The organism is Nostoc sp. DedVER02 (assembly GCF_034530675.2).
In the GTDB taxonomy this organism is placed as follows: domain Bacteria; phylum Cyanobacteriota; class Cyanobacteriia; order Cyanobacteriales; family Nostocaceae; genus Nostoc.
On sequence record NZ_JAVRCP020000008.1, the window covers coordinates 121,675 to 136,412 of the forward strand.

Below are 14,738 nucleotides of genomic sequence, written 5' to 3' on the forward strand. Positions count from 1 at the left end.
GGGCAACCAAAAGCTCATTGCCCATTGATTGATTTGACTAGCAGGCAATCACATAAAGGTATCTACTGTCTTAAAGGAAGTAATTATCTTATAGACAACTTAGAGACAAGTTATAGATATCTTAGAGAAAGTTGCTAAAAAGACAAGTTATAGTCAAATAGTTCATTAAACAAAGTAATAATTATGTCTAAACGGTCATCTCAATTATCAAGTGAAGGCTCTAAAATTGCTCAAAAAGCTTTAGAATTAAAAGGCTGGACTAAAGAATTTTTAGCAAGTCAAATTTATCTATCTTCAGGTACTATTCATAGTTTTTTTGCTCGTAAACCTGTAGAAAAAGAAAATTTTGCTAAAATTTGTGGAATTCTTAAGATAGCTACTCAAGAGGTTATTGACATACCAAAATTTCAAAATATTGATAACCTAGTTGCAGAGATTCGTCAAAAAACTCAAGATAGTATTATTCAAAAATGTGGGGCAATGAAGGTACTAGATATGACTTACCCCATTGAAATTAACCACATTTACACTAATGTAAATATTTTAGATAAAATTACTGGAAGACAGCGAAAGAGTATTGATGAAATTACACAAAAATTTGACCGAAATAATTTAGATAGATGGGGATTACCTCAAGTTTTTGAAACACGAGTACCTGGATTAGAAGCCGTAAAAAAATATGATAACCTCTTGGTTTTAGGAAAACCAGGCTCTGGCAAAACAACGTTTTTAAAGCATTTAGCAATTCAATGTATATCAGAGCAAATATTCAGTAATTATCTCCCAATATTTTTATCTCTTAAAGAGTTTGCAGATACCGATGTCAAACTTAAATTATTAGATTACATCTGTCAACAATTAGCTGATGATCGGGTTGACAATAATTCAGTGATATCCCTGTTTGAATCTGGACGAATATTATTGCTACTGGATGGCTTAGATGAAGTCCAACAGCAGGCAGATAATTATGTGATAAGAGAAATTCGTGATTTTTCTCAACGATTTTCTAGGAATCGGTTTGTATTGACTTGCAGAATAGCCGCCAAAGAATATACATTTGAGCAATTTACCGAGGTAGAATTAGCTGATTTTGACCAGGAACAGATTCAGTCATTTGCCACCAAGTGGTTCACAGCTAAAAACTCTAATCTTGATAAAGTATTTATAGAACAATTACAAGAAAATCCATCAATTTATGAACTGGCATCTAGTCCTATATTACTGACTTTATTATGTATTGAATTTGAGGATGCTGGTGACTTTCCCAGGACTCGTACTGAACTATATCAAAGGGCAACTCATACACTTTTAAGAAGATGGGATGCTAAACGTGCTATTAAAAGAGATGATTTCTATAAGCATCTTTCAGTACTGCATAAGGAAAATTTACTCAGCTATCTTGCTTTGATGACTTTTGAAAAAGGAGAGTATTTCTGGAAGCAACAGGATGTGCAGAAGTATATCGCTTCTTATATTAGGAATTTCCCCGAATCTCCCCATGCTCTAGAAGCTTTAATGTTAGATAGTGAAGCTGTATTAAAATCTATTGAGTCTCAACACGGATTATTAGTAGAAAGAGCTAGAGAAATTTATTCCTTTTCTCACTTGACATTTCATGAATATTTTACAGCTAAAGAAATTGTAGCTAAAGCCAATCCTGAAATATTTAATGACCCATCTCTACTTAATTTGAGCAAGTATGTTTTTTACAAACAATGGCACGAGGTTTTCTTATTAACCTCAGAGATGTTAAAAAGTGCTGATGTTCTTTTGCTGTCTATGAAGTTTCAGATTGATATAGCAGCATCACACAATAGACATATTCAGGAATTATTGGCTTGGGCTAGCCAAAAATCTATTCAAGTATCTAGCTCTCACCACCCTGCTGCAATTAGAGCATTTTGTCTTTGTTTAGCTGCGGGTATTTGCATATTGGATCATACAATTTATCCGTTTTTAGAACATTGGGAATTCTTAGAACTGAGCGATTTATTAGAGTCGCTAGACTCCAATATAGAGTTAAGCTTTTATACAGGAAGTGGTTTAGGCTTTGGCATGGGCAATTTTCATGCTCCTGTTGAACTTGTTGATTCAAATCTAGCTTTAGACATTAACCTAGCTCATGCTCGCGCTCAGGCATCGTTGCTGTATCGCATCGCTAATAGAGATATCGCTAATAGAGATATTGAAAATGAGAATTTTACATCTATCATTCTCTGGCAAGCAGATGATTATGAATATTCAGAATCCGATGATGAAATGAGAGAAAAGCATCCAATAGATGATACTAATTTTTATACCTTAAATGAAGCTTTGTATACAGCTAGAAATTTGATTGATAATCAAGAATTTTTTGATGAAGTAGTCAAGTTAGATGAAGAGCTACCCCAAGGAGTTTACGATTATTGGGACGAATATTACCACTGGTATAAAAATGATAGCGGTGCTTGGGCTAATCGGCTCAAGGAGTTGAATCAAAAGTATCGTAATATAGATTACGATTGGCCATTAAATAATGCAGAAGAATGGGGACTATTAAGAGCCTATTGCTATGCTAATAAATTGTTATTAGATTGTCTTAATACCCAATGCTATGTCAGTCTTGACACTAGAGAATATATTCAAGAAACACTGCTATTGCCTTTTAATGAAATTGAAAAAATGATGGAAATAGAGAGAAAAAAATTACTTAATAGAGATTGAATCTAATACTACTCCCAGACTACAATGCAAAGCTCACATAATCCCGAGAAGCTAATGGTGGTCAGATAAGGAAATCGCTTATCGGTTATTCCCGTCCCTGAAACGGTGGCTCAGAACATTCTGGCGCTCATAACCTCCTAACTCACACGAATGTCAGTAATTATCTATAAACTGAATATAACTAAAAATAAACTTGAAGTATGACAAATTAATCGATTCATGACTAAGCCCTTCAAAGGAGAAACCCGCCCCCGCCATAATTGGTCAGTGACCCTCTGCACTGACCCAGAAGGTAAAGGCTTTTACGCGCAATGCACTTCGCCATTAGGCTTAATTCTTTGCACAGATATCTACAGTGACAAAGGTTTAGTTTGGCAACAAGGTTATGAGCTAGTAGACCGGACAATCCGCTCCGAACAAACCCGTCGTTACAATGCGATCGCTCTGCCTCTGACTCTTGCATTGTTATATGTGTCTGGAGGAGATGAGTACGGTGAATTAGGTAATGAACAATGTTTTCAAGGTAGGCGTGCCTACAAAGGCTATGACTTCGATATTTTAGATTTACTGACTACTGCTGGACTCATAGAAGAACAACGCTATCCTAAACAAGTTAAGTCGGTAGTTTTAACGCCAAAGGGAATTAAGGAAGCAAGACGAGTTTTACGAGGATTTAATCTAGATGGGGTCGAGGAGTTTCTTGGCGCTCTTGCCGAACACGATGATTTACCAGATGAATCAAAGAATGAATAAAGCAAATAAATCTCTCACCAGGGGCGGTTACTCAAAATTGATATCACGAGCTTGATAGCAAAAATTTACAAAACGGTGGTAGATAAGCAAGTACAGACAATTTTGATAGCAAAACTGATACCAGCCAGAAAGAAAGCCATCTTTCATTAGCTGACTCAAGTTTTTGCTCCCGATGCAAGTTGACGCTTAGGCACAAGCCTTGAAAAAAGATACCAGCCGCCACACAGCAGCTCTTTCTCTGGTTGAACCTAATAGCGAAACTTTTTTTTGTGCTGCCTCCACTGACTGGTCAGCGCGGTCAATGGTGGTGAGGGTGGCTTGCTGCTGTTGGTTCAGTTCCAACCACAGATTAAGGTGTTTACTCATTACTGATACTCAAGAGCATCCTTAAAAATCCATCCAGATGCAAAGCTGCTTTTTTATATTCTAGAGGCTGCCTGCCCAATTCAGAGAAGTAAGGTAGTGTTCTCGTGCCGCGAGTAACCTTGCAAGGTCGCTTCATATCATCAACGTTCCCGGGTCTACCAATTTTAAACGATGGAGTTTTTAGATTTTAAAGTCTTGCCAGTTCCAAAAAATGCCACTACGACTAATTAAGAAAGGCTTACTAAGTTTATCCAATAGGCGAGTGCAACAGCTTAGAAGTTGAGCATAATCGTCAGGATGAATGTCAAAGCTGCTTCTAGCTCGCGTTAACTCTTGTGTTTGGTTTTTGTGCCATTCCCAAGACTTATACCACCACGATGGATAGAATTCACTTTGTGGAGCGATTACGGCATAATCACGCCCCTTTTGCCTATCTTCATAATCCCATGCAGGAAGGTATGCAAGTAAATCAGTGGTAGCCCACCATTCTTCGATAATTGCTGTACTATCATCATCGCGCGTACCGATTCGCTTTCTGGCTTTGATGCGAATTTTTGCATTCCTTGCAATCACGGCGTAATCTTCCAGTCTTGTTGCTAGTGGATTGAACTCGATCAACATAATTTAATTCTCTGCTACCTCAGCACCTATAAAACTCAAACTGTGGTTGTAAAGTTATTAAAACCAACGATACTAGGTTAATCAAGAATATCAAAAGTCAAGTCAGTAATACACAAAAATAATAATCCTTGAAAAAAGCACATTGTGCTTGAGCAATTTATTTTAGGGAAGTACCTTAGTTCAATCCCTAGCTGACTCCAAATAAAGATAGTTGTCCTGGCGATACATTTCCTCTGCGTCGGGTATGAAAACTCAGGTGACAAGCTGTGCATAAGGCATATAAGTTTTCTCGACGATTATCATAAGGCAGCAAATTAGAGTTCTGTGTTGGTGGTCAAAAGCTTATTGTTGATTTGACTCGATGAAAGAGGTAATAGATTAATTAATCAAGTGTTGAATAATCATAAACTTCTGTCGGTTCTAACTCCCTTAAAAAGCCAGTTAATGCAAATGTATATTTACAATTTAGTTCTTTTTCTATCAACTCAGCATTCAGATTATATTCTTGACACACAGCATTAAAAATATCTTCAGTGGTTAATTCGAGATTTTGATCTAATTCCCAAACTCGCTCTTCTATTAAGTGGATGTCATCTCTTTCTGGGTAGGAAATTTCTGTTTTATAAGCGATTATTAGGTCAGTTATTTTGGAGACCGCCATTTTTAAATCTCCTCTGACTTCACAATATAATCATCAAAAGCCTGCAAGTTTATTAGACACCAGCCATTAGGTTGGGTTTCAATGTAAAAATGATCCGACTCGCAGACCGTATACCATGTGACTTTGAAGCCGGAATTGAGAAACTCCATTGGTCTGCTAGTTAAATACCAGCTTTGCGGTTCTTCATGATTAATACCAAAGTCTTGATGCTCCTTATAACCATGATTTTCTAAATACGTGAACAAAGTTCCAAGGATGATGTATGCCTCACTTAAACTCATTTGTTTAATCTTGTTAACAGATTTTTTGTAGATCCATGAAATGATCAGCAAGTTTATAATGGATGTGCAATTAGATGCGATAAGCCCTTGATATAGGGATTTCTAGAAAATAAAATTCACAGATTTCCAGATAATCTCTAGAAATCTGCTCTGGGCGATTAGCAATAAAACTGCAAACATCATCTAGGGAACTATAAACATTTGTGCAGATAGTTGGGTGCTTGTAATCCCCAACCCCTACTAAATATTGCTCCTCTCCATCTTCCTTGTAAGAAGAAAGAAAAATTCTGACCACATTATCTGGATAGCAATGCCAGTTTTGTGGATCAGAAACTACAGATATTGCATCTGTAGGCATAGGCAATTCATGGTGAATTTTCCCATCTGGAAATTCAGCCTTGTGTTTCGCTATATATTCTTGAATTTTTAGTTTTGTCATTTATGCTCCCAATCAGTTTTCTTATATTTTATTGCCTGAAAGCAAAGGCGATCACTTTTATTTCGGTGGAGCGATCGCCTTGCTCATCAGTTGGTATTCCTGAAGCGTGCAGTACGTAAAATTTAGCTCACTTTTCCCGTTAAGTCTCTCAAGATCGCTGCCAACCCTCTCTACGTTCGCGCAGCGTGTCGCAGACAGACGCTATGCGAACGCAGAGGTCGTTCAATTTTAACCAGCCTCGCCACAAAACCTGGATGCCAATTGGTGTTTTGCTTCGATGTTATAGCTAGCCTCCAAGATGAGCGATCGCCCAGATCGCAGGTTTAGATAAACTGATATTAAAATAAATTACTATCAGTTTATACTTTTATTATGCTGACTGTTTAATCTGGGTTAAGGCTATTAACATTTCTTCTCGGTTGAGATGTCGTTTCTTACCTGTTTTGGATTCTTGGATAGCATAACTCCATTTTATTCCAGCTTGTGAGCATCTTTTTCTTAAGTGTTGAACAGTCATCTGTTTGGTTGTAGATACTTGATTTTTGTTTTTGTTAGATATCTGAATTTGGGATTTTTCAGTTAAGGTCTCGGTTTTAATTACACTGTGTTTTGTAGATGTAGTGCAGTTACACTGTTTTTCAAAAGCGATAGATATATCTAGCAAGAATTGGAAAATAAAGAGAGTAGAAAATCCGTAAATAATAACGTAGAGAATTCCTGTTAGGATATACTGTGCTAATTCCATTGTTTTAACTCCTGTTGATATAATTAGTAACTGGCTATTTATGAAGCGATATGCCAGGTTGCTATTTATATTAAGCGTTAGCTTGTGTGATATTAAAAATAACTTTTACAATATTACTATATCGGCTTTGATCTTATCCAAAAACCAGAAATATTTAATATGGGTAAATGAATTTTAATTATTTAGTTTTGGTTGGTGTCGGGAGTGTCGGGAGTATTGATATGATAACTTTCCTGTTAAGCAAAGGTTCAGTATCAACTCAAGTTTTGATAATTTCTGTATCAAACTGATGTAGGAATAGTGATAAGATAACTTTTGAGTTTGGTTTGGTTAGATGAACCTGTTCATTTATATGTACTTAATAAATGTTCTGATATTATCTACTAACTGTACTACCATACCCAAAATAGCTTTCCAGCCAAGTATTATCCCCCAAAAGCCGCTAACAAATAGACCAAATACTGACTTGAGGAAGATAACTCCCCTGTAATTTATCTCGATATTTGATTCAGCTTTGGCATAGATAAAACCATCCCCAATTTTGTTTTCCAACTTCCTCATTTTTCGTTCTTCTCTATCTCTTCTTTCTTCTTGTACCTTCCAACCCCAAGGGGCAAATCCCAAAATAATCGAAATTGGAAGATAGAATGGCCAGCTATATATGTAGCCAAGGGAAGCATAGATGATAAAAAAGGTTAGCCCCAAACCAGTGCGCCAAACTAAACACCAGAGGATAAAAAAACTGTCGATAATAGCGTTACGGATAACTATACTTCGGTTTTTGTAATATGACATTTTAAGCTTGCTCCCGATAACTAATATTTAAGTTTTTATTTAGGGTGATTGCATCCCTTCAGATTAAACTTAAACTTAGCAGTAGTTTGAATTATCATATTGATAGTTGAAAAATAGAAACTACCTAATCAATTGCAATTACCTATTGAGCCACACTAAATAAGATTAAATATGCCAACCTGTCGTAACGATGTTTGTACCTAGCCCGACATAGTTACTGTTGCTGTCATTGATATCTACAATTTCATCGATTATATCTTCACGGAGTTTAAATTGAGGCAAAGTTTTGATGATTTTTTGAAAAAGTTTAAAATGGTGCTATACTTTAAAAAAAATAAAAATGATTAAGATTTGACCCTTAACCATTTGATGATATTTTTGTAAAATGATGGAATATACCTATGTTTGATTCACATGGTTGGGGCGTATGCCATTAGTTGTGGTTTTTCTTGTTGCGAGACTTACTACCTGATTGCACCTTAAACCGTACCTGCTTCCCGATACTTACCTCGGCAAGATTGCTAATATCTTTACCAGATTTATAAGCTTCAAGAATTGCCTTATTATTAGCTTGGTACTTAATAACTCTAAATTCATCAGGAAAATCTTCATCATCTACTTCTACTAGTAAGTTAGCAACTTTGGGTGGATTATCCCTGATTTCAATTACCCTTTCCTTACCAATATTTTTGTCACTGATTAATCCAATCTCGTGCAGATGGATCAGGGTACGCTTGATTTGTTCAAGTTGAGTTTTACGACGTGAGATTACCTGGTCGTGGAGTTCGGCTACTCGCGCTTTTCTTTCCTCCCAGGTTTCAAGGTCAAGATTTAACTGGTCAACTACCCAGGCGATCGCATCGATTTTGGTTTCGATACCATCTTGAACACCCATAAGTTCTTGTAAGAGTTGTTCTACATTACCCTGTTCGCCTAACTCGCCTGCTTCTTCTATCTGTGACCAAAGTTTAGCAGCATCTAGGCTTAATTCTTTGAGAGTGAGTTGGTTGATTTCGCGTTCAATTGCTGAAGTCATAATTTACTTTTGATAGAAAAAACAACTAGCAGTTAGTTGCTACTAGTTGTTGACTAAGAAGAGTTGATGCTTGAAGGGAGATTGAATTTAGTATCCGTACTGCAAGTGATAGTAGTCTGATTTTTCTTGTGCTAATTCTGCTTCGTAGTCGTAGTAATCTGCTTCGCTTATGAAGGTGCTTCTTTTTTGAATTTGCTGTGCAGATTTTACTAATTCTTTGTTAGTTTTTGGGTTATAACTCGTAGTAGTTTTCATGTCTATACAACTTCAATTGCTTCAACGAAGTTGTTGCGTCAGCAAATGTTGTTATCTTGAATTAGAAAGATAATATTTATCTTTTACCTTTATCATAACTATCTACTATTGATTTGTCTTAAACTACTAGTTTTTCTACCACAAAGATAGTTGTCCTGGTGATACATTTCCCCGTCTGCGCGTATGGAACAGCATATGACAAGCTGTGCATAAAGCCGCGAGATTTTCTGCTCGGTTGTCCTCGGGCGTATAATTGCGGTGGTGAACTACTAACGTTTTAATGCTGCGTTCTCTACGATTTAATCCATCTCTTTTATCAGTTGGACGTAAGCATTGCATACCGCAGCGCGTACATTTCCAGTCTGATTTGGATTTGACCTCAAGTGCGATATTATCCCAGTTTGAAGAATAGCGACTGCGGTTTTTACCAGTCATCAATCAGTTCCTTTTGGGTTGCAAAAAACTAATTTTGATTGAATTTGACGCGATATTATTGTGATTATATTTACGCAGAAAGTTTTCCGGAAAAATTCACCTGTGACATAACTTGTGTGCGTATTGAATTAGCAGCCTTCTCTGCAATTTCTTCTCTATCAGAATCAGTAAGAACTACTGCAAGTAGCGATTTGAGGACTTCACGGTTAGATATAAACTCTTCACCGTATAAATCATCTTGCAACAAAGTAGCTTCCAAGTGAGGTATTAACTCAGGCGTAGGAGATAGCAACCGCTCTTTAATACGTGCCCTTGCAGTCTCTGTTGCAGAAGTTGTACCTATACCTAAATCCCATGTTTCAATTATTAGCCTGACTTCGCGGTTGAGAGATACACGCAGCGTTGATAGGCGACCAAATAAAGGAAGGTTGAGCATTAAAGGTGGTAATGCATTACCCCAATCCAAACCAGCACCAATAGTACAATTTGCTTCATCTTCGATGCAAACAGCCTCTTCGAGCCATCTTTCACCAAAAAGTAAATCTATAGCTTCTTGGGTTGTTATTGACTCGTTTGCCTCAGAATTATCCTTTTGCTGTTGATGATTCATAAAATTTTACCCGATCGGACTTTATTTTCGTCTCAATACACCATACTCAAAGTAGACTAAATTATCATATTCTTCTTCCGAACCGCAGTTCAACATGTTTTGTTTTTCGTAAAATCCTTCAGACCTTGGTAAGGAATGCAACCCAATTCTACCTTCATACCCTAACTCAACACTTCTAATTCTTGCGAAATTTAATAGTGCTTGACCAACACCTTTGAATTGAGGCGGACGCTGAATTTCCATTCGGTTAGTAGGGGCAGTGGCAATGCCATCAACATAAACTAGCCTCTTACCAATATTCAACCGAGAACCGTGCATTTGCGTTTCTATTATCATTAATCCTTGAGTTTTGTTTTCGCACTCGATTGCGTAACCTTCAAGATTTTCTTGATTGTCAATATATCTTAATTTGAATATCCAATCCCAGTATTTATCTTCTTGACTAAATAACCTTAAGCTTTCTACCCAATAATTGACATAATCATCAACATGTCTTTGGACTAAATCTACCAAATAGGCTTCAACAGATGTATTATCAACACCCCTTTTTAACTCGATTTTTCGCTGCACCTAAAGCTCCTAATTGTCAACTGATTATTAAAGCTTGTGACTGCTATTTGACTGGTAGATAAAAGAGTAAATGTGAATGCGTATATCAATAGCTTGATGCCAACCAGCAAGCACAGCATCATCTGAAATGTCTCCAAGAACTACCAAACCATCTTCTTTGTCCATATAGTAAGGTAAAGGTTCAGCGCTCAACCAACCATAAGCAATGGCTTCTTGGTCTCGCTCAAAAATTAAAACTTCTAAACTTTGTTCATACCTTGAATAGTAGTAAGGTAAATAGCAGGCTGGATACTCTCTTAGAGATTCACGATTAACTGTGTATGATTGCCAACGCAGTTGCTCTCCCTTGATTTCTTTTGGATTACCTTCTAGCCAATCATAGAGCTTTTTAGCTTGCCGCAATGCGTGGTCTTTGCCTGCAAAAATGACGTTGGGAAGAAAAATATCGCCGTCAAAATGCACCGCAACGTCAAATAAATCTTCATCTTCATCTTCTGCTTCTGTTACCTCAATGATTCCAGCCTTATATAGTTCGGTCATTTCCCTACATTGGTAGCTCTACCCCTACATGGTTAAAATTTTAGCTAGTTACAGAATAATCAGAACACTCTGTTGGTTCTAGCCCACTTATGAAACTAATCAACGCAAAGGGACGCTAGAATTTCAACCAAATTATGAGGTGATGTCTTAAGTTCACTTCTTAAATAAACTGGGACGATCTCTTTCGGATAGTGCGCTTATGTATCGGCACTAGGGAGTAATGAGTATACGGATAGCGAGGGGAAGTGCGTCAACGCTACCTTTGAAGGTCAACACGCCAGGTCTAAATAGCAAGTGCGATGGCGTAACCGCCTGCTGGAAGCGATCGCTCTAGTAATAACGTAGCGTGTGCGCGGCGTACAGGCAAGCGATTTATGGACGGATGCCTGGAGCGGGGTAAAGCACCTAACAGAAATTGTTGAACTTTTTTATTCCTCTACAGCAGATTGTTTCTAAATGTAACAATCTTTCAAAACATGGACACAATTAATACTCAGTAAATTATAGCTTTGCGCCAAACCTTTTACAATCAATATGTCGATATCAAAAATGATATCAAATGCCTGACCAAAAGTCCCCACCAAGCGAGATGATTCGTGTGCCCGTTCCACTAATTAAGGTGGTTCGGCGACTATCAAAACTACATAGGCAAGGGCATACAATTGCCTTGCTGCAAGCCTTAGAGGAATTACTAATAAAATTTGATATCAATAATGATATCGATGTAACGGCAGGCAGTAAATCAGTCAAACAGCTAGAGAAAAAGCTGGAGAAACTGGAATCCCATCTTGCCGATCAAGGCTCCTCGGTGGAAACAAAATTTGAAGCCATCACCAAAAAGCTGGAGCTAATCGAACGGGCGATCGCCTCTGGGAGATTGGGCAACAACAAACCGCGAAGACAAGTGCACCCATACCAACAAACACAAGTTGAATTACAACCCAGGACAAACGAAAGTCTTGCTCCAAGACTCGGTGTTAGCCCCCAAAGCCTGATTGCTGAAAGAGAAAAACTCAGCGCCAAAGAATTTTTGAGTTGGTCACGTAACCGCGATCCAATGAGCGTGGGTTGGGAATGGAATGCTCTTGACGAACTGTATCATCCGCTCAGGTGACGCAAGCGTTCACATTTCTGAGGTAGTGGCGTTCGCCGCTAATTTCTAATCGGGGCATGTCTCACAAAGCCTCAGCGATATCGTTTGAGGTTAAGAGAGCTAGCTTCATCTTCACCCACGTGTAGATAGTTGTCTATCGTGATTTTCCCTGACGAGTGGCCCAGCGTTTTGGTGATGATGTGAATAGGCGTGTTTTTAGCAGCATGGGTAGCGTGGCTGTGCCGTAACCAGTGTGGGGAGGGGATGCGACTTAACCCTGCTACTTCGGCAATGGATTTGATGATGCGGCGGATGTGGCGATCGCAAATGGGTTCACCCGTTTTTTGGCTTGTGAAAAGCGGCTCGGTTTTGTCTTTAGTATGTTGTCGATTAGCCAAAAGGTATTGGTAAAGTTCTATTGGTATGGGAACATCGCGCTCCTTGTCTCCTTTGCCTACCACTTTAATGTAAGGTAGCCCGGACTGATTTGAATGCATGGTAGCCCAGGTTAAACCACTCTCACCTACCCGAATAGCACCGTAGTAAAAAAGCTCCAGAATTAGTTGGTTGCGTTGCGCTTGTATCTTTTTGTGAGGAGTGGGGGCTTGTTCTACAACTTGTGCAGCTGCATCGAATAGGATTTCAATCTCAGTTTCAGTCAGGGTGCGCTCCTTAATCTTTTTGCGCTCCGGAGGTACTTTCAACAACATTGCAGGGTTGGCCCGCAAGTAGCCTACATCGCAAGCGTAGCGCAGAAAGCTTTTAAGTGAAGCAAGGCGACGGCGGACGGAAGCACGAGCAATTTCCCCTGTTTTCTCTTTTTTAAGTAGGTGGGCTTTGTAATTGTCCACATCTTCTTTGGTGGTGGTGTGCAGGTTTAAATTATCTAAGTCTGGATAGTCAATGCCTAGTCGCCACTGAACAAAGTGCATCACGTCATTTCGGTATGCCCGCACAGTTTGCTCTGACTCCCTACTGGTGAGCCAACTAGAAAACAGTTCGCTGGTAGTTTCCGCCCCAGTGATTTTGGGTGTGCCAGTTGCCTGTACCACCGCTTCGACTGTTGCTTTGATCACCGCTAGTTGTTCCGGTGATAACTGAGCGATCGCCACCCCTAATTCTTCTGTATCTACACCTGCGTCTGTACGTGATAACGTCATCACACAGCCTCAAAATAATACGCGGGATGAAGCGGGTTTATCCGCCCCAAAATAATGTCCGATAACGTTTGTTCCCAGACATTTTTAGTCTCATTCTACTCCCCCTTGCTACTCTACTCACTACTAACAAAAAGGGTTTTGCCAAATTAATTGAAATGTTAACTTGTGTGAACGCACGAGTCGGTTTTCTGATACTCAAGAGCAAGGGTGTTCATCAGGCTTAGTATCTAAAACTACTCTTGGAATAGACATTCTGAAACTAATTCACCGCCCGTGTTTGTTCCGGAAGCTGATGCTGTTATAGCAAGGGACTGGGGACTAGGTGAAAAGTCTTTTTGTGTCTAAGTTTTATCATCTGTTAATGTCCTGACCACCAAGGCTTTTGCTATAGCTTCTTCCCAAACCGCCGCAGATGAACGGGAGCAACTGTTTAGGAGCGCGATAGGCTTACGCCCCGCCTTCTTGCGATGGCGTAACCGCCCGCCGTAGGCGATGACCTCCGGTCGGTCGGAGACCATCGCACCAATAAAGTGCAGATAATTCTCGTGAAAGCGCAATTTACCTACCTTGGTACGCCGTAAAATCCATCGTGTCAAGTCTAATTTGGGGGCGTTGCTGAATCAAAATATGAATCAGGCGATCGCTGCAATCAGACGAGTGCTGCACATCTTGAGTGGCACTGAACCATACTTCAGGTAATGTATTACCAATCGAATAGAAAGTTTAAGCATTTCTTCGGTCTTAGAGTAACAAAAAGTTTTACGATGTAGTCGAGCAAGATAATGTCGAAAACGACTGTTTTCTCCTTCAACCCTGGTCATGTAGGTTTTACTAACAATATGGTCTTCGTTGCTAATAAAACAAGGATAAACTGGGTAGCCATCTGTGACATAAAAATAAGAGTGCCAACAGCTTATAGTCTGCCATAAAAGCTCAAAAGTGTCGGAACTGCGGTCTCCTAAAACCCAGGCTATAACTCCGGGAATGTGCTTATTCACTGCTGTCCATAACCAAATTTTGTTTTTTTTTACCGATAAATGTTTCCAACTCATCAATTTGAGTGATTTCTGGTATTTCATCCTTTTCTGGTATATCAGGCAACCTATTACCAATCTCTTTTACCCAATTAATGACTGTCGTATGATAGCGAAGCGTTAGCGAGTCCGCGAGCGTCTGTACTTTTTTGACCCGTTCTATTGCTCGAAAACCAGAACCATTAACATACATTTCTAAACATTCGCGCTTGATTTCTTCTGAATAACCTTTCGGTTCATAAGAATCAATAAACTGACGACCACATTTGGCACAGATGTAATTTTGTTTACCTCTCTGTTTACCATTTTTTCGAATATGAGTTGATGCACATCTTGGACATTCCATAGCGATCGCACTAATTCATATTTCTATTCTGCAACGCCCTCAATTATTCTTCTCGTGGGAAGAAGCTCGCGCTTAAAAATTATATTTTTAATTGATGTCTAAAGTTGTTGCAGTTGACTGGCAACGTCTAAACAACTTGCGGCAGTCGCCATCCGATAGCGAAGTAGAGGTGGATGGCGAAGGAAATTCCGACACTGATAGCGACCGGCTTTTTGGGGAAGGCTCTGGTGGTGTGGGAGCAGAAAATACTGAAGGTTTTTGAAATTGATCATAAAACAATTGTATTGACCAAAAA

The 14,738-nt window shown here is 38.9% G+C and carries 18 protein-coding genes and 1 pseudogene; 4 read left to right on the top strand and 15 right to left on the bottom strand.

The features are described from left to right. The first annotated feature begins 183 nt into the window (after nucleotides 1-183). The gene (locus tag RMZ41_RS11465; protein ID WP_322642106.1) at nucleotides 184-2,703 is read left to right on the top strand and encodes an NACHT domain-containing NTPase; all 2,520 of its coding nucleotides are present in this window, start codon (nucleotides 184-186) and stop codon (nucleotides 2,701-2,703) included. A gap of 219 nt (nucleotides 2,704-2,922) precedes the next feature. Then, nucleotides 2,923-3,456, top strand: a complete 534-nt coding sequence (locus RMZ41_RS11470) for a DUF6429 family protein (RefSeq protein ID WP_322642105.1) — start codon at nucleotides 2,923-2,925, stop codon at nucleotides 3,454-3,456. A 186-nt stretch (nucleotides 3,457-3,642) separates the two neighbouring features. Here the strand turns inward: RMZ41_RS11470 and RMZ41_RS11475 are convergent, their stop codons facing one another. The 13 genes and pseudogenes from RMZ41_RS11475 to RMZ41_RS11535 form a co-directional block, all read right to left on the bottom strand. Further along, the gene (locus RMZ41_RS11475) at nucleotides 3,643-3,822 is read right to left on the bottom strand and encodes a hypothetical protein (protein WP_322642104.1); all 180 of its coding nucleotides are present in this window, start codon (nucleotides 3,820-3,822) and stop codon (nucleotides 3,643-3,645) included. 180 nt (nucleotides 3,823-4,002) lie between these two features. Beyond that, nucleotides 4,003-4,443 carry a hypothetical protein gene (locus tag RMZ41_RS11480; protein WP_322642103.1) on the bottom strand — a complete coding sequence of 147 codons (441 nt, stop codon included), beginning with the start codon at nucleotides 4,441-4,443 and terminating at the stop codon, nucleotides 4,003-4,005. A 187-nt stretch (nucleotides 4,444-4,630) separates the two neighbouring features. After that, nucleotides 4,631-4,759: pseudogene (locus tag RMZ41_RS11485) on the bottom strand (HNH endonuclease); the annotation flags it as partial. Nucleotides 4,760-4,825: 66 nt separating this feature from the next. Continuing rightward, nucleotides 4,826-5,104 carry a hypothetical protein gene (locus RMZ41_RS11490; RefSeq protein WP_322642102.1) on the bottom strand — a complete coding sequence of 93 codons (279 nt, stop codon included), beginning with the start codon at nucleotides 5,102-5,104 and terminating at the stop codon, nucleotides 4,826-4,828. A gap of 2 nt (nucleotides 5,105-5,106) precedes the next feature. After that, nucleotides 5,107-5,385: a hypothetical protein gene (locus tag RMZ41_RS11495; RefSeq protein ID WP_322642101.1), complete on the bottom strand. Its 279-nt coding sequence runs from the start codon at nucleotides 5,383-5,385 to the stop codon at nucleotides 5,107-5,109. Between the two features lie 70 nt (nucleotides 5,386-5,455). Then, complete coding sequence (locus tag RMZ41_RS11500; RefSeq protein ID WP_322642100.1) at nucleotides 5,456-5,824, bottom strand: hypothetical protein; 369 nt, start codon at nucleotides 5,822-5,824, stop codon at nucleotides 5,456-5,458. Nucleotides 5,825-6,194: 370 nt separating this feature from the next. Continuing rightward, a complete protein-coding gene (locus RMZ41_RS11505; protein ID WP_322642099.1) occupies nucleotides 6,195-6,569 on the bottom strand; it encodes a hypothetical protein in 375 nt (124 codons plus the stop codon). Between the two features lie 348 nt (nucleotides 6,570-6,917). After that, a complete protein-coding gene (locus RMZ41_RS11510) occupies nucleotides 6,918-7,364 on the bottom strand; it encodes a hypothetical protein (RefSeq protein ID WP_322642098.1) in 447 nt (148 codons plus the stop codon). A gap of 433 nt (nucleotides 7,365-7,797) precedes the next feature. Continuing rightward, a complete protein-coding gene (locus tag RMZ41_RS11515; protein WP_322642097.1) occupies nucleotides 7,798-8,400 on the bottom strand; it encodes a siphovirus Gp157 family protein in 603 nt (200 codons plus the stop codon). A gap of 87 nt (nucleotides 8,401-8,487) precedes the next feature. Continuing rightward, nucleotides 8,488-8,655: a hypothetical protein gene (locus RMZ41_RS11520; RefSeq protein WP_322642096.1), complete on the bottom strand. Its 168-nt coding sequence runs from the start codon at nucleotides 8,653-8,655 to the stop codon at nucleotides 8,488-8,490. Between the two features lie 505 nt (nucleotides 8,656-9,160). Further along, nucleotides 9,161-9,700, bottom strand: coding sequence for a hypothetical protein (locus RMZ41_RS11525; protein ID WP_322642095.1), 540 nt, complete (start codon nucleotides 9,698-9,700; stop codon nucleotides 9,161-9,163). A 21-nt stretch (nucleotides 9,701-9,721) separates the two neighbouring features. After that, on the bottom strand, nucleotides 9,722-10,270 hold the full coding sequence (locus RMZ41_RS11530) for a GNAT family N-acetyltransferase (protein ID WP_322642094.1): 549 nt from the start codon (nucleotides 10,268-10,270) through the stop codon (nucleotides 9,722-9,724). Nucleotides 10,271-10,297: 27 nt separating this feature from the next. Continuing rightward, on the bottom strand, nucleotides 10,298-10,810 hold the full coding sequence (locus RMZ41_RS11535; RefSeq protein WP_322642093.1) for a hypothetical protein: 513 nt from the start codon (nucleotides 10,808-10,810) through the stop codon (nucleotides 10,298-10,300). A 559-nt stretch (nucleotides 10,811-11,369) separates the two neighbouring features. Here RMZ41_RS11535 and RMZ41_RS11540 point away from each other — a divergent pair. Further along, nucleotides 11,370-11,924: a hypothetical protein gene (locus RMZ41_RS11540; RefSeq protein WP_322642092.1), complete on the top strand. Its 555-nt coding sequence runs from the start codon at nucleotides 11,370-11,372 to the stop codon at nucleotides 11,922-11,924. 71 nt (nucleotides 11,925-11,995) lie between these two features. Here RMZ41_RS11540 and RMZ41_RS11545 read toward each other — a convergent pair whose 3' ends face one another. Then, nucleotides 11,996-13,063 carry a tyrosine-type recombinase/integrase gene (locus tag RMZ41_RS11545; protein WP_069072344.1) on the bottom strand — a complete coding sequence of 356 codons (1,068 nt, stop codon included), beginning with the start codon at nucleotides 13,061-13,063 and terminating at the stop codon, nucleotides 11,996-11,998. A gap of 632 nt (nucleotides 13,064-13,695) precedes the next feature. Continuing rightward, nucleotides 13,696-14,443 (bottom strand): IS1 family transposase gene (locus RMZ41_RS11550; protein WP_409875155.1). Its coding sequence is split into 2 segments (ribosomal slippage): nucleotides 13,696-14,092 and nucleotides 14,091-14,443, totalling 750 coding nucleotides; the frame shifts between segments, so codons are not numbered across the junction. 94 nt (nucleotides 14,444-14,537) lie between these two features. On the opposite strand from RMZ41_RS11550, the gene RMZ41_RS11555 reads away from it, so the two are divergent. After that, nucleotides 14,538-14,705: a hypothetical protein gene (locus tag RMZ41_RS11555; RefSeq protein WP_322642091.1), complete on the top strand. Its 168-nt coding sequence runs from the start codon at nucleotides 14,538-14,540 to the stop codon at nucleotides 14,703-14,705. Nucleotides 14,706-14,738: the final 33 nt, after the last annotated feature.